Origin of the sequence: Brevibacillus sp. HD3.3A (assembly GCF_013284375.2) — a bacterium.
GTDB lineage: Bacteria > Bacillota > Bacilli > Brevibacillales > Brevibacillaceae > Brevibacillus > Brevibacillus parabrevis.
The window spans coordinates 1-19,660 of sequence record NZ_CP085875.1; the positions used below are offsets into that span (position 1 = coordinate 1).

Sequence of the window (19,660 nt, forward strand, 5' to 3'; positions counted from 1 at the left end):
TAAAGGTGCTGATGCCGTGGCGAATCGGAACTACTTCAACAAGCCGACGACAGAAGCCAGCGCTCACTACATCGTGGACGACAGGCAGATCATCAGGTGTTTGCCCGAGACGGAAATGGGCTATCACGTAGGAGCCAAGTCGTACAAACCCGAAGCTTTGAAGCAGCTCAGCTCGTACCCGAACAATTGCACGATTGGCATCGAGATGTGCGTGAACCAGGACGGTGATTTTCGAGCGATGTACAAACGAACGGTGGAGCTGGCAGCGGATATTCTCAAACGCCACGGTTGGGGCGCGGACAAGCTGTGGCGGCATTACGACATTACCGGGAAAAACTGCCCGGCTTACTTTGTTGCGGATGACTACGCACGCAAGTACACCGGGCTGACAGCGGCGCAGGCATGGGCAAAGTTTAAGGCTGATGTGGAGCAGGCGTTAAAGCCTAATCCACAACCAGTCGCAAAACCTGTGGACAAAGTTTGCGTCGAGATCAACGGCAAGCGCCTGGCGGCGTCCGGCTACCTCAAAGACGGCGTATCCATGCTGCCGATCCGCGTCGTTGCAGAGGCAGTCGGCGGCAAGGTCGGTTGGTGCCAAGCTACCAAGCAGGTGACGGTCAACGGCCACGACCTGACAGAGACGATCGACGCTGGCGTCTCGTATGCTCCGGCGCGCGAGTTGGCATCGGCGCTCGGGTTGCAAGTCACATGGAGTCAAGCTGCCAAAACAGTGGAGCTATCAAAATGATCAACAAACCGTATAGGTTTTTGAAAGCAGCAAATGTAAGCAATAAAGCCTCTCTTATCAATTGATATGAGAGGCTTTATTTTTGTGTTTTTGTTTTTTCTCCTAACAAATCTCAGTTGGCATGGTACAATCGATCTATGTCTATTTGGGGGGAGATATAGTGTCAGGTGAATGGAAAAGAAGACCAACGCTAATTGATAGCTGGGAGGATTCAATCGATTCCGTCATGTCTCTTGATGAAAATGGTACGACAGACCTTGCTGGAATCCGGAAGCAAATCATGAAAAATTTTATGAATCCCAGCGCAATAACAGACAGATGGTTTACGATCACTGGAGTTGTTATAGATAGGAGTGACTTCCCAGCATTTCGAGACAGCATCTTAGCTGTTAAACATGCGCACTGGAATGATGGGAAATTTGGATATAAGCAAGGAATGAAAAGGGTTGTTTTCCATTCCAGTGAAATAAGGAAACGAGTAGGGCCGTTTAACCCCAAGATGATTAACTACGGACAATTTATGCTGGATTTATCTGACATGATTGCAGCAGCCCCTGTGACTGTTTATAGTGCTTCTATTGACAAATACCGACATGTTATACAATATGCGTACCCCTATCATGTATACACCCTGTGCCTAGAGTTTATCGTTGAAAGGTACTGCAGAGAGCTAAGAGCAAATGGAAAAACAGGGATGCTACTGCTAGAATCTCGAGGAAAAAAAGAAGATGCTGAAATTTTGAAGTTCCTTGTGGATTTTCTAGATAGAGGGAATCGGTATTACAGACCAGAACAGCTTTCCTGTATTAAAGGAGTCTATTTTAATCCCAAGTGGAGTAGCTTACATAATGGACAAGCATCTTTCATAACTCTTGAATTGACAGATTTGATCTCTTATCCAATCCATAAATTTGTAAGAAGTAATACTCGAGATAAAGCCTATGAGATTGTTGAAACAAAGCTATTCAATTATCCCTTTCCATCTGGTTATGGACTCAAGACATTCCCATAAATGAATAAAGCCGCCATCCGGCGGCCGTCCAGGCTAACCCTGAACCCTAATTTAAGTATACACTAATTACGTAATTACGCAATAGGTGTATAGGAACAATTGTTCCATTTTTTTATTTTTTTATACCTCTCTCCTCAATAGGAGGGCTTTTTCATTTGTACGTTCCCCTTCTGTTCGCATATCACCAAAGACGTCGAAGCCCTCGAGAGTGCTTTTCTATTTTGTGGAACAATTGTATCATTGATAGAAAAGAGAGGAGGGATAGAATGACTAATCTCATGATGAGAGGCACCGAGCCTAACTGGACGTTTGATCCAGGCGATGGCTGGGAATCTATCAGATTTGAAGATGGCCCAGGGTATGACCTCGTTTTGGACGGAGGACCAGGCTGGGATATCGCACCAGCACCCGCAAATGGCCCAGGCGAAACAGGTAAGGTAGCGGGCCACTAAAAAACTGACTCCTGCAGCCTCATCGGGCAGGAGTCAGTTTTTTCTAACGAAATAGTTCTTCAACAGTCGTATTCAAAACTCTAGCGATTTGTATGGCCACGTTTACGGGCGTTGATAGTTGATTACGTTCGTACCTGCCAACAGAGGTGCGAGACAAGCCAATTTGTTTGCCGAGTTCTTCTTGCGATATTCCCTGTTTTTCGCGGAAGAACTTGATGTTATTGGGCGTTGGAACTGCTTCATCTTCGTTCAGACTAAGTTCTTGATAGAGGGCGTCGTTGCTGCCAAAGTATTGTGTGACAACGCTTTGAAAGTTGTCATCAAACCATAGATATGAACTAAGTTTAATGTTGTGATCGATAATGGTTTTGGCATAATGAATTACTTTTGACTTAGACCACTCAGTATTTCTCCGAACATCTTCATAATTTATTCCTGCATGCTCCAAAGCTGACTTCAGAGAGCCAAAATGATTAATCGCTGCACCGTAAAGCGATTTGTTAAGCGCGCTAATCGTTTTATCAGACAAATCAGCGTTCGCTTTATAAGCCGTCTGTAGTATCTCGATGACCTTTTGCTTGTCCCATTCGTTCGTTTTTCTGATAGTTTTGTAGTCTAGCCCAACTGCTTCAACTGCTGCTGCCCACGATCCAAAATAATAGGTGGCACTTGAGTACAACTTAGGGCGTGCCTTCTGGACTTCATGAGCACTTAGATAGCAACCATCAGTGGTTATTTCACGTATCTCTTCCATGATTAGCTCTTTACTCCAGTACCCTGGTGGCTTCATGTCAACTCTTGGGTTCTTTACTGTTTTCGGACCAATGTTCGCTGCAATCAAGGCATTATCCCAACTGCCGAAGAGTCTGCGAGCTGCCCCGGTTAACTTTTCATCATCGTTGACGACTGCCTGGTAATTTAACGGCTTATTGTCTTCTGCTCGTTTGTGAATTGTCTCAATAACAAGTTCCCGACTCCACTTTACACGCATCTGAATCCTCCGTTGTTTCCGCTCATTCTTGTATAATTCGATCTGTTCGCGTGTCCAAACAGGCCCACTGGCGAGTCGTTGGATAGGCTCAGGAAACATCCCTTCCGGCCATCCTTTTTCTTCGGCTCGCTTGATGTAGTTCTGCACTTGTTGTTTTTTCCAACCAAGCAGCTCAGCAGTTTCAGCAAGGCCGACAAGTTCCGGGGCATGCCACGGGATCACACCCAAAAGCAGCACATCACCGGAAACCTCATCGTCCTCGTCTGGTTCCCGCCAATAAATATCGAAGTGCGAAAGTGCTGCTTTTGCTTCTTCGACTGTATCGTGCTCTGATCTTTCGTAAGCGGGAACTCCGTCGTGATCGTGAAGAGAGAGAATGATAGGCTTGCCGTCACTGTGGTAGTCATGATTTTCACGTATCACTGCTAACATGATGTTCCTCCTTTAGATGATCAGATGATCGCGTATCCACCGATGCCAGCATAGTCGGCATCACACTTGAAAGTGATGTCAGAGCGTTTCCGGAGAGATTCCCAGACGCGTTGGGCTTCTTCGGAAGCCTCGTCATCAAACGCTACTCCACAAAGATTCATTTCCTTTGCAAGACGAGCTGCTTCTACGTAGAGTTGAACACCGAAACCTTTGCCACGCTGATCTTCATCAACATGTACGTGGCTGATACGGAAGCAAGCATCTTCATCGTCGTTGATGACCACCAGATCGATGTGTCCGTGCTCGAAAGAAATGGTGTGGACTGCAGTTCGTTCATCGTAGGACTTTTTAAACATTGTTATCAACTCCCTGTTATCCTTCTTGATTTATATTATAAACCAAATATTTATAAAGTAAACCAGAACAACACACGAACATAACATTGATTTCATTTGCATGTGCGACTCAATGATTTCCTGCAAACTGGCATCACATGATGCACAGAGGGATTATGGCAGCAAAAAACCCGCCTGGCGCGAGGTCAGAGCGGGTTTTGTATTTCAAAATCAAGAGTAGCCAAGGTACTTGTAACTGATAAATACAATCTCTTCCGTCAACGGGTCGCTCGATAACTGTTTCCATGCTTGAGCAGCACTATTAATCGCCTGCTCCTTCACTTCATCAAACGTCAATTCCTTTTTAGAATAAACATCCAGTGTAATCAGATGATCTTTTGTACTTAGTTGGCACTCGTATCGATGCATTTGATCAGTCCTTTTTAAGTCTGATAATGTCTGATAATGTCAGATGATGTAACGCGACAATGTACGCTTTAGGCATTCGGATTTTCTTGGTGCGATCGGTACGTTGATTACAAGAGAACTATTCAGCAAAATCCACTTCTGTAGAATCCAAAGCAATTATCAGGCGTTTTTTCTTCTCCAAACGATTTTGTAGCTGCTCGCTTAACAATTCGCTTAGAGATAGGGGTATCTTTTTTTCCGGATCGGATTCTTTGAGAATACCCTCCAGCCATTTTATTTCCGTACTCAATGTTGTTAGCCTTTCTAGTGCTTCCCGAGCTGACAACTTACCATTAATTCTTTGCTGTAGAGCTTTTTCATGTTCCCACGACACATTTTTACTGCTAAATTTTATTGCTTCCCAAAAATCACTATCCGATTGTGTTTCCTTCATCATTAAGCATTCCTTTCAAATATCCATGCACGTTCCGTAAAATGCAGCGCAAGGTCAGAGTGAAAAAACTATACACAGTAACTAAACGTGTTAAGTAAGCACGGATAAATTTTTCGCCATCCATTTTAGAAAGTAAACATTCAGTTTAATCAGTCGTGAAAAAGGGATGTATCGTCTCATAATGCCAGTAGCCACGCCCGTTGTTGTCGTACCCGTCAAACGCTGGAAGTGTACCACGATCTAAGCGACCTGTTATCGCTGCTCGTGACACACCAAGCGCACGAGCGAGATCAGCTTGAGAAAAGTTACCAGCAATATCGCCCGGACCAAATGCCCGACCATCCGGTGATACCAGTACCGGCTGACCGTATGAGCTGGCGGCGTGGTCCGTCGTCAGTCGCCAGCCTGCCCATATTCCCGTCCCTGTCCAGATATCACCACTCTGCGAGTTGTGCTGCATACTGTTCAACCTCCGTTCCTTCGAAGATCGAGCGGAGCGAAGAGAAGTCGATTTCGTCAAACGAGCACTCATTTTCTTCGCAAAAGGAATTGATAAGGTCGGTTACATCCAAAGCAATCTCCGCGTTGAAAATCTCATCGATACGAGATTTTGTTTCGTCGTCCACGGCATCGTACATGTTGTTCAAGCGTTTTAGGGCTTCCAAGCGATGGCTGCCGGTTACAAGCCCTGTGTCCTCAACATAGAGGATAGGTGCGCCTTGCCAACCATTTTCGAGCATCGAATCAACAAGTTCTTGCACTTTCGTTTCTTCAACCAGGTTAATTCCTGCAAAGCATTTAATTTCGGAGTACATCGCTATCGCTCCCCTCGTGTCATGTCTTAATTATAGCAAAACATTAACAAGGTGTAAACGGGAACAGATAGGAACGAATTGTAAATTTTATGCAATGAGCAATCAGTTTTCTTTCCTTCGCCTACCTCTTGGTCGCGGCGTATCCAGCCACATTTGAATCTGGACCCGCAGCCAGAGCGGACCACTTGCAAGCACCTTTACTGGCTGCGGGAATTGCCCTCGTTCCAGATATGTCCGTACATTTTGTTTGGACATACCTACCATTTCACTTACTTCTGACAATCCCATGATGTCGTCTAAATTGACCTGCACGTTAGTCCCTTCTTCCAAACAAGGCCGTGACTATCATGTAGCCAACAGCGACAATCAAGATAGTCTGCTGCCACCAAGCATCTGATGGTGAGTAGGTAATAGCAAGAGCGATTCCCAGGACACCGCGTGGAGACAACAAATTCCTGACGTCTATTTTCCTTGTTTTCATGGTATACTTGGAGTAGATTGGTTTGCAGAAGGAGGGAGATTTTCTCCCGCCTTCCTTCTTACTACTTGCGACGTTTACTCTTGGCGGAGGGGCGTCGCTTTCGCTTTTTCCACCACTTTTTGAGCGGTGGCTCTACCCGATCTTTGAAGATCAAGTAGAGGAATGCTATTGTTGCTAACCAATCTTTGAACTCCAAGTTTTTCACCTCCTTCCTTATGTCTAAATTATATCACTTTGTGCTACATTGTACCACATTTATTTTCTAGTTTTCCCATAATTTTTTCACAGGAAAACCGTTCCAGCATCAAGCCGAAACGGTTTCGTTTGTGTCTGTGGTCTTCTGTGAGCCTTTCTCAGCGATTGGTAGAGTTACGGTGAATCGAGTTACCCCATTGCGAGAAACAACGTCAATTTCCCCCTTGTATTTCGTCACAAGAGCTTTTACGACTGGCAAACCGACTCCACCTTTTCCAGACTCGCGGGTTGTGTATCCAAGATCGAAGAGACGCGGCAAAGCTTCCTCTGGAATTGTTGGACCGGAGTTCTCTACAAACAGGTACTCATAACCACTTCTAACCCCCCATTCAATTCGAATATAACGATCCTCATATTGATTTTTTTTCGTAGCTGTGTACGCATTATCCAGCAGATTACCCAAGAGCTTGCTCACGTCGATGTCCTTCCAGTTCTCAAGCTGTGGAGCATTTGGAGATACCTTAACCTGAAAGTCGATACTGTCTTTCGTGTACTGCGACATTTTACCATACAAGAGAGCTGAGACAGTTTTGTTCTTGACTCCTTCTGTAATGTCGATAAGTTCCTTCGTTTCGGTCACAAGGTTCTGGACAAAGTTCTCAATCCGACCATACTCGTTCATTTTCAAGTAGCCAAGGATGACAGTGTAATGATTGAGCACGTCGTGCTTGATGGAGCGCACGGCTGTTGTAAGATCGATCAGTTGCTTTGCATACGGTGCTTCTGTCTCACGTTCAACTCGCAGGATCGTCTCACGCACATACAAGTAAAACAAAAGGACGTTAAGCAGCATGAAGATGAGCGCACCAAGCTGGTACATCCACATGCTTTTTGTGGATGTCATAATTTTGGTTGGTAGGATATCAATCAACAGAACCGAGATGTTCAGCAACAACATAAAGCCAACCGATATGCCACCGGATATCACCAGAAAGAGTAGATATCGGTTAGGTACTGTTTTGGGCCAAAGTGTCCTGGCGTCAAAACGAAACCACTTCAGCGTGATCGGAAGGATCGAAAGTGTGGCCAAGTAAATGTACGAAAGAGCGTACCTGAGTAAGCTTGAACCAGAAAAGATGATAAAATCAACATCGAAAAAATTGAAGGTGATCACAAGGATAGGTTCTGCTGTGAGCAGCCAGATCGCTGAAATGAGTGTCATTGGTATTGCCCTTAGTTTATGTCCCAGGCTCAAAAGGATCAAAAACTGCGCACAGAAAAACAAGATAAGCTTCATCTGATACGTAACCCCGATCAGTGAGAGAATATCCCCCCAAGCAGCCAGCAGAGCAGACCACAATAGGAGCGATTTCCAGTTCTCTCGGACTGGAATATTAAACAGTGAAAAAGCAGTAAGAATGAGCAGAAACGCTTCTTCGATGTCGATAAATACATAGTTGAGGAGCATTTCCACGTTACTTTTTCCCCTTTCTCTTGTCTATCCAACGATAAAGCTTGTACAGCAATGGCTCAGGGGTACTGAATGACCAGGATATCAGTGAAACAAGGATAAAGCAGGCAAATACTTCCCAGAAGTTGATTTCATGCATCGTGTTGTCCCGCCTAACATGGTGTATTTGCTATCCATTACCCGTGTTACACGGAGCAGAAACGCTAATTAGTGTTGTTTTCAGAAAAAAAGAAACACCCTGTGCGGGTGTTAGAAGTTGCTCATGTTGTCATCCAAAATCCATATCTGCTTTCGGCTCTCTTTTTGGCTTTTCCGGCTTTTTCTGAGGTGGAGTTGCAGGAACAACGACTGCGGTAGTTGATTCCCCTATTTCGGCTGCCATGTAATAACGAATTGCAGCCCTTACCCACTCGGCCTTTCTGGATCTCGGTAATTTATCAAGACGTTGTATTATCTCTTTATCATGAACTTCATCAAGCGGCAACTGATATATTTTATGGGCCATTTGTTACCCCCGAGCTTTGAATTTTCCGTAACGGAAGAATCCCTTAGCGTTTGCGATTTGGCTGTCCTTAACAACAATTATGTCATTTTCCCAAGCTTTAAAGTAAGGTGCCATAATCTCTGCACCTCCACCGGTGAGCAATAGCTTATCAAATTTAGCTCTGTTATTCCAACGAGAACTAATCCTTGGAATGATCCTATCTGCATATTTTCGCAGAACGTCTTCTTTAACTGCTTTAATATCTATTGAGCTACGTTTGCTGATTACATATGAGTCAGATCCAGTCAAAATCTGCTTCTCTACGGATTGCACAGTTGCTCCTGATTCTGGGTGCTGTCCAATAATGTAGTCACAAATTTCCTCGAATACTTTGTACATGGCGTATGGAATAGTTTCGGTGTCCTCTTTTTGACGCTTGAGCCCCTTGATGCCGTCCAAATCTGTTGTTCCGCCACCGATGTCAATTACACCGACATAATCTTCTTCGTAGCTTTCGTCTTCTACATATCCTTCTTCGTCAAGGTACAGAGATAACACAGTTCCTAGCGGCTGCGGCAATACAATTACATTGGAAACCTCGATGATTTTGGTTGCTCCGTTTACCGTTACAACATGGCCTCCGCTGAATATCTCTTCTAGTTCTGTCTCCAAACGTGTTCCTTTCTCTTTGCTTGGGCACCCTGTCACAACCAGGACATTATCGAAGGTTTTTTTCTTATCTGAAACTAAAGAAGCTAATGCAAATTCCGAAAGTAGTCGGTACGATTTTTGAGCATAACGGTTATCAGTTGTATAAGTTGGGATCAACATCGATGCTTCTGTTACGTCTTCTCCCCATACATATTGTTCCTTCTCGTATTTGTTTGATGTGTATGTCTTGACCTTGAACTGCTTCCCATTACCAAGCCCTTCTTCTCCAAACGAATCAGGAAGAGCATAAGCAGACGGACGAAGCAATTCTCCTTCTTCTGAAACACCCTTTACATTCGTATTCCCATGATCCAAACCAATTACAATCATTCACTACCCCTCCGTTTATGTAATATTTATATAACCATTCGCTAATGATTATATATTAACTAGAAGGGCAAGCGAAAATCAAGATAAATTTTCCACAATCATTATGTATTCGTTATGTATTAATTATGTAATAGAGTACAAAAAGCCACTGAGTATGATTCAGTGGCTTTTTACATGCTCCAAAAATCATCCTGTTTCACGTTCGGATCAACCTTTCGCAGCGCCTGAAGCACCTTCTTCATCGTGCTGCCCGTTGGCAGGTAGTCTGGCTTTGTAGCCAGGTGACTGACTGTAGTCTTATTGAGCTTTCCTTCCTTGCATAGCCAATCCTGTTTTATCCCTCGTTGATCAAGCCACTTCCCAAGTTTTGTTCTTGTCTTTCCTAGTCCAAACATTTGAATCACCTCAGTACCAGTTTGGACAAGATCGATTATTTTCAAACATTTTTCTCAAAAAAAACGTAATCTTGGACAATCCGTTCCTCGTAGCCTTTACTACACCAGTTACCTCACCAGAAACCAACATATCTACGGCAGTAACCTTACTGCAATAATCAAGCCAAGAAACCATGTGGTGACGGATAAGAGTGCTTTGTTAAGAGCGGAGCGATGAGCAAAGCGAGGCGCGGAGCTCTAGCGGCGAAAGGGGCGAAATTGTATGAACGTTTGGGCGAGTATAACAACCATGTTGGATGACCAGATGCAGGACTTATTTCGTGATGCCATGATCGAATTATTCGGTAGCGCCATGTTGGGCGGATTGCCAAGCGCACGTCTGGCTGATGGTTTGTATGTACTAGCAAAGGGCATCACCACAGCGTGTATACTCACGTATTGCGTGTTGAAGGTGCCAGGGTGGGTAAATGATCGCGCTAAGGTTAAAGAACGCCTGGTACGGTCGTTCATTGCAGCAGGAGTATACGTTGAGAAACAACGGAGAGACATTGGGGATGGCAACGTGAAGCCGTATCGCATTTTTCCGACCATCGAGCGCGTTACCATCGGGGGTAATTGTACGATCGCCCACCTTCATCTGCCGATTGGTATGGACCCATCTTTGATCGAGCGTAGCGAATGGGTGTTTCAGAACGCGTTTGGCCCGACCGCACATTTGGTGAACGACAAAGCCGGGCGGTTCCGCCTGATGATTCCAAAAAAGTTGCCTACAAAGATCACATACGACTTTGAAGCAGCAAAGGAAGCTATGAAGAAAGCTGGTAGCTTTGCACTTTATATCGGCGAGGCGTACAACGGCAGCGTGGCAATAGACCTCAAACAAACACCGCATGTCGGGCTGGTCGGGGTCACAGGCTGGGGCAAGTCAACGGCCCTGCGTGTTATCCTGAACACCTGGCTGCAGGTGTACGAACCGGATCGCCTCCGGCTATTTCTCGGTGATCTGAAAATGACAGAGTTCGGGATGTACCGGGGAGTCCCGCACGTAGAAGGCAGCATCGCTGTCAGGAAGGGGGAAGTGGTTGCCATGCTTGCAGAGGTCCACGAGATTCTTCTGTACCGGCAAGAGCAGTTCCATGCGGCGGGAGCCGTCGATCTGGACGAATACGAGGAGCTGACCAGCGAGCGCGTTCCTTATGTCGTTGTGTGCATTGACGAGGTTGCCAGTCTGGAAGGGGAGAGCGCGGCGCATGACATCCTGGAGGAGATCGGGCAACTGGGCCGTAGCTTTGGCATCTTTCTGGTGCTTTCACAACAACGTGTCGACCGGGAAGTAATGGACGGCAAGCTCAAAAACAATCTCAATGTCAGGATCGCCTACCGGATGAGCGATGACCTGAACAGCCGGATGCTATTGGGTAAGCCAGACGCAGCCGACCTAGATGTAAAAGGGCGTTGTTATGTCAAGCAGGCAACAGGAATGATCGAGGTTCAAACACCGTGGCTGGCCCCAAACGAGGCTCGCCAGCAGATTACGGATATCAAGCAGCGTTATGCCGGCGTAAAAAAGACGCCGTTGATTCCGCCGATTAATCCAGATGTTCCGCAGCCGGTGGAGCTGAACGAAGAAGAAAGCAATGAGCTGCGTGAGCTACTGAACGCGCTCATGAAAGAACAGGAGGAGCTGCCACATGCGCGAACGCGATAGAGCAATTCTAAAAGACCTGGAGCGGTTCCGGTGCTTGTCACGCGATGATGTAGTCAAACTCCACTTCAGTAGCGTCAAGGACGGCGTAGGAGCTGCAAATCGGGTTCTCCGCAGGCTACGCGATCGTGGAGAAGTCGAGGTCATCACCAGTCATGCGCCATTCGTGTACGCAGCGAAGCCGTCGCCGATTAAGCGTGACTCTCAGAAAATCCCTCACTATCTGGAGATCGCTGCCGTCTATCACCAAATGGCTCAGCTGCGTAAGCCTGACCTGTTCATACCGGAACCGAAGTATGGAAAAGGGCTGCCTGAACCAGACATATTCGCCATCTGGGGCAAACCTCTGTTCATCGAGGTACAGCGCAACCAGTTCACGCCGTCGGTCTGGCAAGACAAATTTGCCCGGTACCGCACACTTTATCATCGCGGGGATATCGCCAAAGAGCCGTGGCAGAATCCGCAGACACCAGTGTTCCCATTGCTGATCGTACTGACTGACCATCGAATCCTGGTACCCGATGCTTTGCCGTTCAAGGTACTACAGATAAAGGGCATAGGTGACCTGCTCAAATGACCGCGATGAGCGGTTTTTTTGTTGAGCAGGTCTATCTTTGGACAACCCAGCATATACGTCTGGTAAATGTGTTACACCGGAACAGATGAACACCGTAACCAAGTAACAGTGTTCCTGAGATAACCACAAAAAAGGGGTGTTGTTTTGATGGAAATTAGAGTAGGGAAGGCCCAACCCATACCAGTTAGAAAAGTAAGATCAGACAAAAAAGTCCGCGTCAATTCTTCGCTCTCTCAAGACACCCACGACAAACTCGTCATGTTGGCGACGAGTTGCGGCATGACCAAAACGAGTATGCAGGAAAGGATCGTCGAAGCCGTTCTCAATTCTCCGGAATGGGTGAACTTCTTCCAAGATCGGTACAACAAAACCGGGCGTTATCGGATCACCCCGATGAAAGAAAACGGCAAGATCAGCTACTTGTTGCTTTGAGTTCCTTCCTCATCGTCTTGGCAACAGCCTGGGCTTTCTTCCAGTTTGAATAGCAGTCATGACACATATCCATCTGCAAACGCCAGGCTCTCCTGGAGGTTTCGATCTTTCCGCATTCACATCTTTGCATTACAATCCCGACCCTTCTGAATTGTTTCGTTGGTATGAGGATTGACACGATGATGAGTATTTATACCATCCTGCGAGCAGCCTTCTGGTTTTCGGTATACTGCTGACGCATAGCTTTCTCTTCGAGAACAGTCATAAAATAATGCGGATAGCTGAAAATTCCAGGATCATCAAGCTTAGGGAAAGTCACAATACATGCTTGTCGTAAAGTTTCGGAATCAAATTCAAATTCTGCTTTAGTCATGCGGTGTACGATGTCATGGATGAACTTATCAGGGATACCGTTAGCCGGAGAATTTACTTTGAATAATTCAATTGCTCTTTCGCGATTAGGTGACATAGTGCGTACATGCTCTTTTTTCTTCCTGTCTTCTTCTATATCACTTAAATCAATATCATTAGATTTATTATTAGTATAAGGCGGGTTATCCAAAACAGGATTACCTTCTTCCGGAATATCCACTTCTGGGTTATCCGTTTCTAGGTCCATTTCCGGATTATCCGTTTCTGGCTTTTCATCCAGAATGGGGTTATCCGTTTCTGGACCTTTCAGACGCTTATCGTTTTTCTTTTTGTTGCGATTCTTTTTTTTATTGATCAGATCCATCGCTTTTTCTTGAGCTTCTTGAAGATGGGGATTAAACTCTGGTCGCTCAAAAACCAGGTACACCCACCTTTCAATTGTCCCATCCTCTTTGCGTTCCGGGAAGTAATAGAGGTATCCATGAAGCATGAGGTCCAAGATTGAGTTTTCCAGTGCTTCTTTTCCATCAGATGCCCGGTTCAATAAATCTGCCTTGTTGATCTGCCAGTCGTCTGGACGGGATAGAAGGTAGCTGAGCAACCCCTTTGATGCCCATTTCAAATTGTCATCATTCTCGATGAAATACCGATCAAGCTGAACAAAAGGATTTTCTCTTTTTACTGTGCGGAAGTATGTAGCGTTACCTGTAGATGTAGACATTGTATTCTCTCCCTTTTTGGGGTTAGAAAAAGCCTAGTCACTGTTACAACGCTGAAGAACAGCGAGTGTGACTAGGCTATTGTCATAAAATGACGTGTTTTTCCGATAGGTAACCTGTTGTATCTGTCGTGAAAATGGGTTAAAATGGTGACAGAAAGCAATGAGAGGTATAGCCGATCGGAAAGCCTGGTCACTGTTGCCGCAGTGTTCCCGGCTGTGGTAGAAGTGTTGGTCGCACTCTATCACCCCGGTCGGCTTTCTCTTTTCCCGTTCAATTGTGTTGAGACAATTCTAGCAAATATTTCTATTAGTTGTCCACATGTGGATAACTTTTCGTTTTTATGATCTGCGTCGCAGTGAATAAGAACTAGATGATTTTCTTTAAAACGACATAATATGACAATAGATTGGTATTTCTTATGGTATATTAGTCCTGAAAAATGGAAATGGAGGACTAAATATGAAGTTTTTGAGAGTTTTGGGTTGGATTTTCATTCCCTATGTAATCCTTGGGTTCCAGTGGAACAAGCTAGGGTCCGTAGGTAAAGGGCTTGGATCGGCATGGGCTGCCGTGTCTTTTTTTGGTCTGATGTTTAATGTTAGCAACACTACACCAAGCCCAGTGAAGCAAACAGCTGTCGTGACACAAACGGTGCAAACCGAGAAGCCAGCAGCAACCGAGACGACCAAAAAGGAAACGGAAACGCCTGTTAGTCCAACGACAACGCCAGCACCATCTCCGCAACCGACTGAGACACCTGCGCCTGAAAACAAACCAACAATTTCTAAGGCTGAATTCGACAAACTCAAAAATGGTATGACCTATGAGCAAGTCGTAGAGATAGTGGGCGGGCCAGGAGAAATGATGTCTGAAGTGGGTAGTGCAGGAGATCAATTTCATACGGTCATGTATACTTGGGAAGGCGAAGGAAGCATTGGAGCTAATGCAAACGCCATGTTCCAGGGAGGCAAACTAAATTCAAAAGCACAACTTGGATTACAGTGAGGAAAGGGCAGCGCAGCTGCTCTTTTTTTGTTTAACTATAGAGTATGTGGATTATTTTTTGTGTGTTCTGAAAGGGAAAGGGGGGGGAGAAAAAACGATGCACAAATGTGTGCTAAGTAGCGCGATTTTTGCCGTGAGTAGGGGATGCCTACTCTTTTTTTGTGCGTCTGACCCGTTCGCTTGGGGGAATATAATCCCATTCATACAGCTCTTCTATACGGATACTTAGCGCCGACGCGATCGTCATAGCCACATTAAGACTCATAGTTGGTTTCCTGCCACTGATGTAGTCGCGGAGCTGACTGGGAGACATGTTGATCATCTCTCCAAAAACCGCGATCTTTATCCGACGAGCTTTAAGAATCACCCCAAGCCGGCAGCGCCCGGCTTTATACGCCATGCTCCCTCCAAGGTGACTTTTTTTGAGATAGGTGTATTTTACCACTTTTTTTACGTTCAGAAAAATAAACGTAGATATAACTCCTAAAATCGGATTTTATTTCAAATAAAGACAGGTTAGAATATAAATATCCGTTTCATTGCGGATAAAGGGAGGAATAGGGATGATTAACAGCTTGAAACTTTTGGTTTTGGAAGATGCTGAAGCTCATCAGGAACTCATCAAGCGCTCATTAGAGTTGATCGGGATTAAACATATAGAATTTGCCCAAACAATAGGAGAATTTTTTGACACTCTAGAGCAACGAGGAAAGGATTTCAATTCATTTATTGTTGATGTTCATCTCGGGGAAGGGCAAATGGACGGGGTTCAAGTGTTGAAACTAGCTCGATCATTAGGTTTTGCTTACCCAGCAGCAGTGATAACAATGGATACCTCATTGGTTGATTTGATGAAATGCTATGAACTTGGGGTAACGGCAATCTTTGAGAAAGATAGATTATACGAAGAGGATGCATTAATATCCTTGGCAAGAGGACTTGCGGAGAAATATATCTGTGACAAGCTACACGACTCAAAAGTGATGATTGTTCCTGTAGTTAACGAGGAGATTTCGTACATACCTGCGTCGGACATTTTGTTCATACAGTTTTCCGAAGGTACTTACACAATACACACCTATTGCAATAGTTATGAGACGACCTTGCCGATTAAATTATACGCTCGACTCCTAGAATCATTTGATTTCTACCCAGTATCAAAAAGTGCTTTAGTTAATTTAAAGGCTGTAGAGCGTATCGATGTTATTGAACAATGCGTCACTTTCTATCACGATCCTGAGAATCGCTCAATTCCAGTACAGAAAACGTCGGTAAGTAGCATCAATAAGTATATTAAAAACAGAATGAAATAACAAAAAGGCAAAAAATCACGTCATATTTTGAATCGGACTTGATTTTTTGCCTTTTTTGGTCTTTAATCTAAATATGACTATGAAAAAATATTCTGTCGAATAGGATTTTGTTTTCTGGGGGGCATAATAGAATGACTGTTTGTCAAAGAGACATTTCGTTGTCAGTTAGTGATGTAGTTGAAAAATCGAGTCTACAAAAAACTCAAATTGCTAACGCTCTTAACATACCATTGGCTCAGCTCAGCCGATATCTTAGTGGAAAACGTCCTTTTGACATGAGAACTTTAGATGGTATAACAGAAATGCTTGGGTTATCATTGGGATACTTTTATACAGACTACCTATATGATTGTTGGACGGCACCGCGCAATCGAAATTTGCGTATTCGAAATTTCCTTTGGCATACAGCTTCAAATGGGAATATGGAATATACAAGAAAAATGGTTGAACTTCTAATCGATAGTGGAAAATCACTGGATGATCTTTACAAAGTGGGAGAAACTTTCGATAAGAGCGGTATAAAGGAAAAGGCATTGTATTTTTACAATCTAGTAATCGCAAATGAGAGGAACAGATTGGCGGAATGCTTGGCACAGAGCTACTATCGTAGATTTATGATCGTACGTGAATGGGATTTAGATCATGCATTTGAATCAGCAACAAAACTAGGGGAGCACATCAAGTTATTACCAGGCAAGGAAATGTATGAAGCCTTTCTGAAAATAATGACCGTATTCTATGTCCTTGATAAATGGGATCACCTTCTTAAATACAGCAAAGAAGTTAGAGGGGTAATGGAAGGCGCAAAAGAATATGACATCGACTTATATGTAGAATGTATGTCATACCAAGAGATCTCTTATAGACATATGAGGGACTATGATAAGGCACTGGAGATAAACAATATTTATTCTAAGTTAGGTGAACAGTATAGAAGATGGTCCGAACTAAATAGGTGCCTAATCTTTATTGAAAAGGGTGACAAAGAAGCGATTCAACACATGTTAATTTTGATGAACTTGTATCGCGAAGACGCCCCAAATAACCTTGAGCACGTTTTAAAATACTATGTGAGTAACAAGGAATTCGATGAAATAGGTATCGTGCTAGAAAAGTTTTCTGACGCTATTCAAGCACTATTTAGCAGAAGGGACCCAATTAGTCAAAAACGATCTATTCGAGTTAGGTGTTTTATCGCTGAGTGGTATATTAGTAAAAATGATTATGAAACAGCGGGAAGTTTAATAATTGAATCTCTTACACAATCAAAGAGTTTGAGGTTGACTAACCAATCAAATGAATGCCTGCGAATTTTGATGCGTATCTTTGATGAAATCCCACAGGAACACAAAAAAGAAATACAATCATTAATATAAAAAAGGGAGCACCAACCACCAGGTGCCCCCTTTTTTATTACCATTTGGGTCCGTTATCCATGGGTGTAACGGTTCCGATTGCAGGTAAATCGGTTGTTGGCGGAGCGATCCACTTAGGACCATTGTCAGCTGAAGCCACTGCCGTTACTGAGAAGACTGAAACAATAAACATCAGTGCACAGATTACTTTTTTCATAGTTCATTCACTCCTTTTGTTCTGCTTGCAGTACAAAATATCACAAAAAATTAGTCTTGTCGACAAATGTCGGAAAATTTACGGGCTATTTCCATTATACGCAATACCTCTCTAGTGGAAATGTATTCTATGATAAAATTGTGAGATGAACGAGAATGCCTTGCACATATTGGAGGGGTATGAATGGAAGCAGTAGAACAGAAGAACTTTACAATAGTATCTAAAAATAGCCAAGACTTTAGCAATATTGCATGGACGCCAGAACGGTTAGCAAAACTTCATTGGATTATTGATACAGAATCTCCAGAAGCTGAAGAGCTTCGTAAAAAGATTAAAGCCATCCTAACCGAGTAGGATGGCCATTTTTATTTTGGAAGGTTTACAGAGTCTAGAAATTCCATTAAGGCCACTAGCTTTTCGTCAGGAGTATTTTGAATCATACGAGCGAATCGCTTCTTCGCTTCAGAGGAATTTTGGTCATTAATTATTGCTTGGATCGGATCTCCTTCACTCTGGATGAAACCAGCTGCTTTCATTAGCTCTTCATACGGATAATCATATGCATTTGACAATTTGCGCAAAGTATCTGGAGATGGCTGTACAGGTCCTTTAGACCGAGTGCTTTGATTGAGTTCAATAGAGCGGATATATGAAAAACTCAGTCCAGTCTTCTCTTTGACATCGCGGAGCGAGAGCTTTTTATCTTTTCGGATTTGTTCCAGGAGAATCCCCAATTGGTTGCTCATCGTTTTAGTCCACCTTTTGTAATGTTTACAGTTCATATTGTACAGACAACAGTACATAATTAGAAGAGAGATCGTATGTTCCTGTATTCTCTGATTATACTTGTATTTTAGTATTGACATCGTGTTCTTTAAGCAATACAATTTGAACTGTATACAGCACAAAATGAATTGGCATTAGTACATAACGGGTGGTGAGTTGATTGAGAATCAACAAAGTCTGGGAGCTTCGTCAAGAATTTGGCGTTACTCAAAAAGAGTTGGCAACGGCCTGCGGAATTAGCAGAACTACTCTTTCAGAAATAGAACGGGGCCATATCCCGACTGGTGATGTAATGTTAAAAATAGCAGCATTTTTTGAATTAGATCCAAGGGTTATTTTTTTTACTAGGAACGTACTGTATACAGCACGAGAAGTGAAAGAAAAGAAAATCCAAAAGCAAAAGGAGCGAATGGAAAATGACAAGCGCAGAAGCCAACCGACGTCAGGCTGAGATCTGGTTAAGAGACGTTCACCACGAAAATGACATGATGAGGCCAGTATCTGGCGACGAAGTGTGCCAGAGCTTCTATAACCACGTTTTAGCCTTCTTTGACCTGTACGGGGTGGGAACATACTCGGTTAATTCAAAATCGTCTGTATCAAGCCAATAGACGGCGAGAGGGTGATGTGAAGTGGTGACAATCGAAGAAGAAATGGAGCTTTTGGAAATCAGGCGCCAGGCAAATGCCGAACACCTGCGATTTGTGGAGTTGATCCTGAAAAAGGCCAAAATGAACCTTCGCCTTTGCCAGACATCAGTGGAATCAGCTGAACAGCAAGTGGAGTATTGGCAGAAGAAGCTCGCCAATGACGATGCACGAATCGCTGAGTTGATGGCAATTGCGCGGCATGAAAGGGAGGGAGATTGATGGACAGGTTTTCGGAAGGGATTAAAGATGCTCAGGAAGCCAAGGTAGTCGATTACTGCGAAGAATGCGGCGGCGAGATTTACGAAGGGCAGTTTGTTTGGAAAGTAGGAAGAAACATCTTCTGTTGCCGAGGATGCATGCTGACAAATTTGGGAGTTGTGATGATCACAGCAGGGGAGGAATAAAAGTGCCAAGCGTAATCTATGATCATGCACAAGGTACGAATAGCGGTATTAAAGCGATCCAACGATTTGAAAGTTTTTTAGATGATAGTCACAACGAGATTGCTAAAAACCTTCACGAATCATTGGTTAAGATTCATTCCGAGATCGATGATGAGGTTACTCAAAAGTTGGACGAATACGAAAGCCGCGTGTTCGAACTGGAAGAACGGATTAAAGAGCTGGGGGAAGAACTGGAAAGCAAAGAATAACGCAGGCTTCGGCCTCGCGTGGAAGCATCGAGAAAGAACCCGCACAGTTCTTCCATATCACTCGATGCTTCCGCAAGTGGTTCGAACCACAAATGAGGTCACAACGGGCGCAGTCAACGGAGCTGTACGGCCGACAGAGAGGTTGGGCTGTCGGCGGCCT

27 protein-coding genes are annotated in these 19,660 nt (G+C 44.2%); 14 read left to right on the plus strand and 13 right to left on the minus strand.

All coding sequences use genetic code 11. The features are described 5' to 3' along the window. The 3 genes from HP435_RS28625 to HP435_RS28635 form a co-directional block, all read left to right on the plus strand. A partial coding sequence (locus HP435_RS28625; RefSeq protein ID WP_229050014.1) for an N-acetylmuramoyl-L-alanine amidase occupies positions 1–748 on the plus strand: 748 nt, incomplete at its 5' end. Between the two features lie 160 nt (positions 749–908). Then, positions 909–1,760, plus strand: a complete 852-nt coding sequence (locus tag HP435_RS28630) for a DUF3800 domain-containing protein (RefSeq protein ID WP_173600031.1) — start codon at positions 909–911, stop codon at positions 1,758–1,760. 266 nt (positions 1,761–2,026) lie between these two features. Further along, positions 2,027–2,212, plus strand: a complete 186-nt coding sequence (locus HP435_RS28635) for a hypothetical protein (protein WP_173600032.1) — start codon at positions 2,027–2,029, stop codon at positions 2,210–2,212. A gap of 43 nt (positions 2,213–2,255) precedes the next feature. Here HP435_RS28635 and HP435_RS28640 read toward each other — a convergent pair whose 3' ends face one another. From HP435_RS28640 to HP435_RS28675, 9 genes are all read right to left on the minus strand, one after another. Further along, positions 2,256–3,635, minus strand: coding sequence for a helix-turn-helix transcriptional regulator (locus tag HP435_RS28640; protein WP_173600033.1), 1,380 nt, complete (start codon positions 3,633–3,635; stop codon positions 2,256–2,258). Between the two features lie 20 nt (positions 3,636–3,655). Next, complete coding sequence (locus HP435_RS28645) at positions 3,656–3,991, minus strand: GNAT family N-acetyltransferase (protein ID WP_173600034.1); 336 nt, start codon at positions 3,989–3,991, stop codon at positions 3,656–3,658. A gap of 526 nt (positions 3,992–4,517) precedes the next feature. Next, a complete protein-coding gene (locus HP435_RS28650; RefSeq protein ID WP_173600035.1) occupies positions 4,518–4,832 on the minus strand; it encodes a hypothetical protein in 315 nt (104 codons plus the stop codon). A gap of 434 nt (positions 4,833–5,266) precedes the next feature. After that, the gene (locus tag HP435_RS28655) at positions 5,267–5,647 is read right to left on the minus strand and encodes a ParB N-terminal domain-containing protein (RefSeq protein WP_173600036.1); all 381 of its coding nucleotides are present in this window, start codon (positions 5,645–5,647) and stop codon (positions 5,267–5,269) included. Between the two features lie 102 nt (positions 5,648–5,749). Further along, positions 5,750–5,935, minus strand: a complete 186-nt coding sequence (locus tag HP435_RS29365; RefSeq protein ID WP_370641124.1) for a helix-turn-helix transcriptional regulator — start codon at positions 5,933–5,935, stop codon at positions 5,750–5,752. Between the two features lie 497 nt (positions 5,936–6,432). Beyond that, positions 6,433–7,791 (minus strand): sensor histidine kinase, encoded by a 1,359-nt coding sequence (locus HP435_RS28660; RefSeq protein ID WP_229050039.1) that lies wholly within the window; start codon positions 7,789–7,791, stop codon positions 6,433–6,435. 271 nt (positions 7,792–8,062) lie between these two features. Beyond that, positions 8,063–8,299 (minus strand): hypothetical protein, encoded by a 237-nt coding sequence (locus HP435_RS28665; RefSeq protein ID WP_173600039.1) that lies wholly within the window; start codon positions 8,297–8,299, stop codon positions 8,063–8,065. 3 nt (positions 8,300–8,302) lie between these two features. Next, a complete protein-coding gene (locus tag HP435_RS28670; RefSeq protein ID WP_173600040.1) occupies positions 8,303–9,319 on the minus strand; it encodes a ParM/StbA family protein in 1,017 nt (338 codons plus the stop codon). 170 nt (positions 9,320–9,489) lie between these two features. Then, positions 9,490–9,759 (minus strand): transcriptional regulator, encoded by a 270-nt coding sequence (locus tag HP435_RS28675; RefSeq protein ID WP_370641122.1) that lies wholly within the window; start codon positions 9,757–9,759, stop codon positions 9,490–9,492. A gap of 217 nt (positions 9,760–9,976) precedes the next feature. Here HP435_RS28675 and HP435_RS28680 point away from each other — a divergent pair, with 217 nt between their 5' ends. The 3 genes from HP435_RS28680 (at position 9,977) to HP435_RS28690 (ending at position 12,428) form a co-directional block, all read left to right on the plus strand. Beyond that, positions 9,977–11,422, plus strand: coding sequence for an FtsK/SpoIIIE domain-containing protein (locus HP435_RS28680; RefSeq protein WP_173600041.1), 1,446 nt, complete (start codon positions 9,977–9,979; stop codon positions 11,420–11,422). After that, on the plus strand, positions 11,406–11,996 hold the full coding sequence (locus HP435_RS28685) for a replication-relaxation family protein (protein WP_173600042.1): 591 nt from the start codon (positions 11,406–11,408) through the stop codon (positions 11,994–11,996). The genes HP435_RS28680 and HP435_RS28685 overlap by 17 nt, the downstream gene beginning before the upstream one ends. 279 nt (positions 11,997–12,275) lie before the next feature. Next, entirely contained in the window at positions 12,276–12,428 is a 153-nt protein-coding gene (locus tag HP435_RS28690; protein ID WP_229050016.1) for a hypothetical protein, read from the plus strand. A gap of 190 nt (positions 12,429–12,618) precedes the next feature. Here HP435_RS28690 and HP435_RS28695 read toward each other — a convergent pair whose 3' ends face one another. Next, positions 12,619–13,521 carry a hypothetical protein gene (locus HP435_RS28695; RefSeq protein WP_173600044.1) on the minus strand — a complete coding sequence of 301 codons (903 nt, stop codon included), beginning with the start codon at positions 13,519–13,521 and terminating at the stop codon, positions 12,619–12,621. Between the two features lie 460 nt (positions 13,522–13,981). Between HP435_RS28695 and HP435_RS28700 the strand changes: the two genes are divergently transcribed. After that, positions 13,982–14,527 (plus strand): DUF3862 domain-containing protein, encoded by a 546-nt coding sequence (locus HP435_RS28700; RefSeq protein WP_173600045.1) that lies wholly within the window; start codon positions 13,982–13,984, stop codon positions 14,525–14,527. A gap of 148 nt (positions 14,528–14,675) precedes the next feature. Here HP435_RS28700 and HP435_RS28705 read toward each other — a convergent pair whose 3' ends face one another. Then, the gene (locus HP435_RS28705; protein ID WP_173600046.1) at positions 14,676–14,927 is read right to left on the minus strand and encodes a helix-turn-helix domain-containing protein; all 252 of its coding nucleotides are present in this window, start codon (positions 14,925–14,927) and stop codon (positions 14,676–14,678) included. Positions 14,928–15,090: 163 nt separating this feature from the next. Here HP435_RS28705 and HP435_RS28710 point away from each other — a divergent pair, with 163 nt between their 5' ends. Next, on the plus strand, positions 15,091–15,840 hold the full coding sequence (locus tag HP435_RS28710; RefSeq protein WP_173600047.1) for a LytTR family DNA-binding domain-containing protein: 750 nt from the start codon (positions 15,091–15,093) through the stop codon (positions 15,838–15,840). 158 nt (positions 15,841–15,998) lie between these two features. Further along, the gene (locus HP435_RS28715; RefSeq protein ID WP_173600048.1) at positions 15,999–17,216 is read left to right on the plus strand and encodes a helix-turn-helix domain-containing protein; all 1,218 of its coding nucleotides are present in this window, start codon (positions 15,999–16,001) and stop codon (positions 17,214–17,216) included. A gap of 37 nt (positions 17,217–17,253) precedes the next feature. On the opposite strand, the gene HP435_RS28720 is transcribed toward HP435_RS28715, so the two are convergent. Further along, entirely contained in the window at positions 17,254–17,412 is a 159-nt protein-coding gene (locus tag HP435_RS28720; RefSeq protein WP_173600049.1) for a hypothetical protein, read from the minus strand. A 183-nt stretch (positions 17,413–17,595) separates the two neighbouring features. Between HP435_RS28720 and HP435_RS28725 the strand changes: the two genes are divergently transcribed. Beyond that, positions 17,596–17,766 (plus strand): hypothetical protein, encoded by a 171-nt coding sequence (locus HP435_RS28725; RefSeq protein WP_173600050.1) that lies wholly within the window; start codon positions 17,596–17,598, stop codon positions 17,764–17,766. An 11-nt stretch (positions 17,767–17,777) separates the two neighbouring features. Here the strand turns inward: HP435_RS28725 and HP435_RS28730 are convergent, their stop codons facing one another. Continuing rightward, positions 17,778–18,158, minus strand: a complete 381-nt coding sequence (locus tag HP435_RS28730) for a helix-turn-helix domain-containing protein (RefSeq protein WP_173600051.1) — start codon at positions 18,156–18,158, stop codon at positions 17,778–17,780. Positions 18,159–18,358: 200 nt separating this feature from the next. On the opposite strand from HP435_RS28730, the gene HP435_RS28735 reads away from it, so the two are divergent. The 4 genes from HP435_RS28735 (at position 18,359) to HP435_RS28750 (ending at position 19,500) form a co-directional block, all read left to right on the plus strand. Next, positions 18,359–18,649, plus strand: coding sequence for a helix-turn-helix transcriptional regulator (locus HP435_RS28735; RefSeq protein WP_217365848.1), 291 nt, complete (start codon positions 18,359–18,361; stop codon positions 18,647–18,649). 181 nt (positions 18,650–18,830) lie between these two features. Further along, on the plus strand, positions 18,831–19,067 hold the full coding sequence (locus tag HP435_RS28740; protein WP_173600052.1) for a hypothetical protein: 237 nt from the start codon (positions 18,831–18,833) through the stop codon (positions 19,065–19,067). After that, a complete protein-coding gene (locus tag HP435_RS28745; RefSeq protein WP_173600053.1) occupies positions 19,067–19,252 on the plus strand; it encodes a hypothetical protein in 186 nt (61 codons plus the stop codon). Before HP435_RS28740 ends, HP435_RS28745 begins: the two co-directional genes overlap by 1 nt. A gap of 2 nt (positions 19,253–19,254) precedes the next feature. Next, positions 19,255–19,500 carry a hypothetical protein gene (locus HP435_RS28750; protein WP_173600054.1) on the plus strand — a complete coding sequence of 82 codons (246 nt, stop codon included), beginning with the start codon at positions 19,255–19,257 and terminating at the stop codon, positions 19,498–19,500. Positions 19,501–19,660 lie beyond the last annotated feature (160 nt).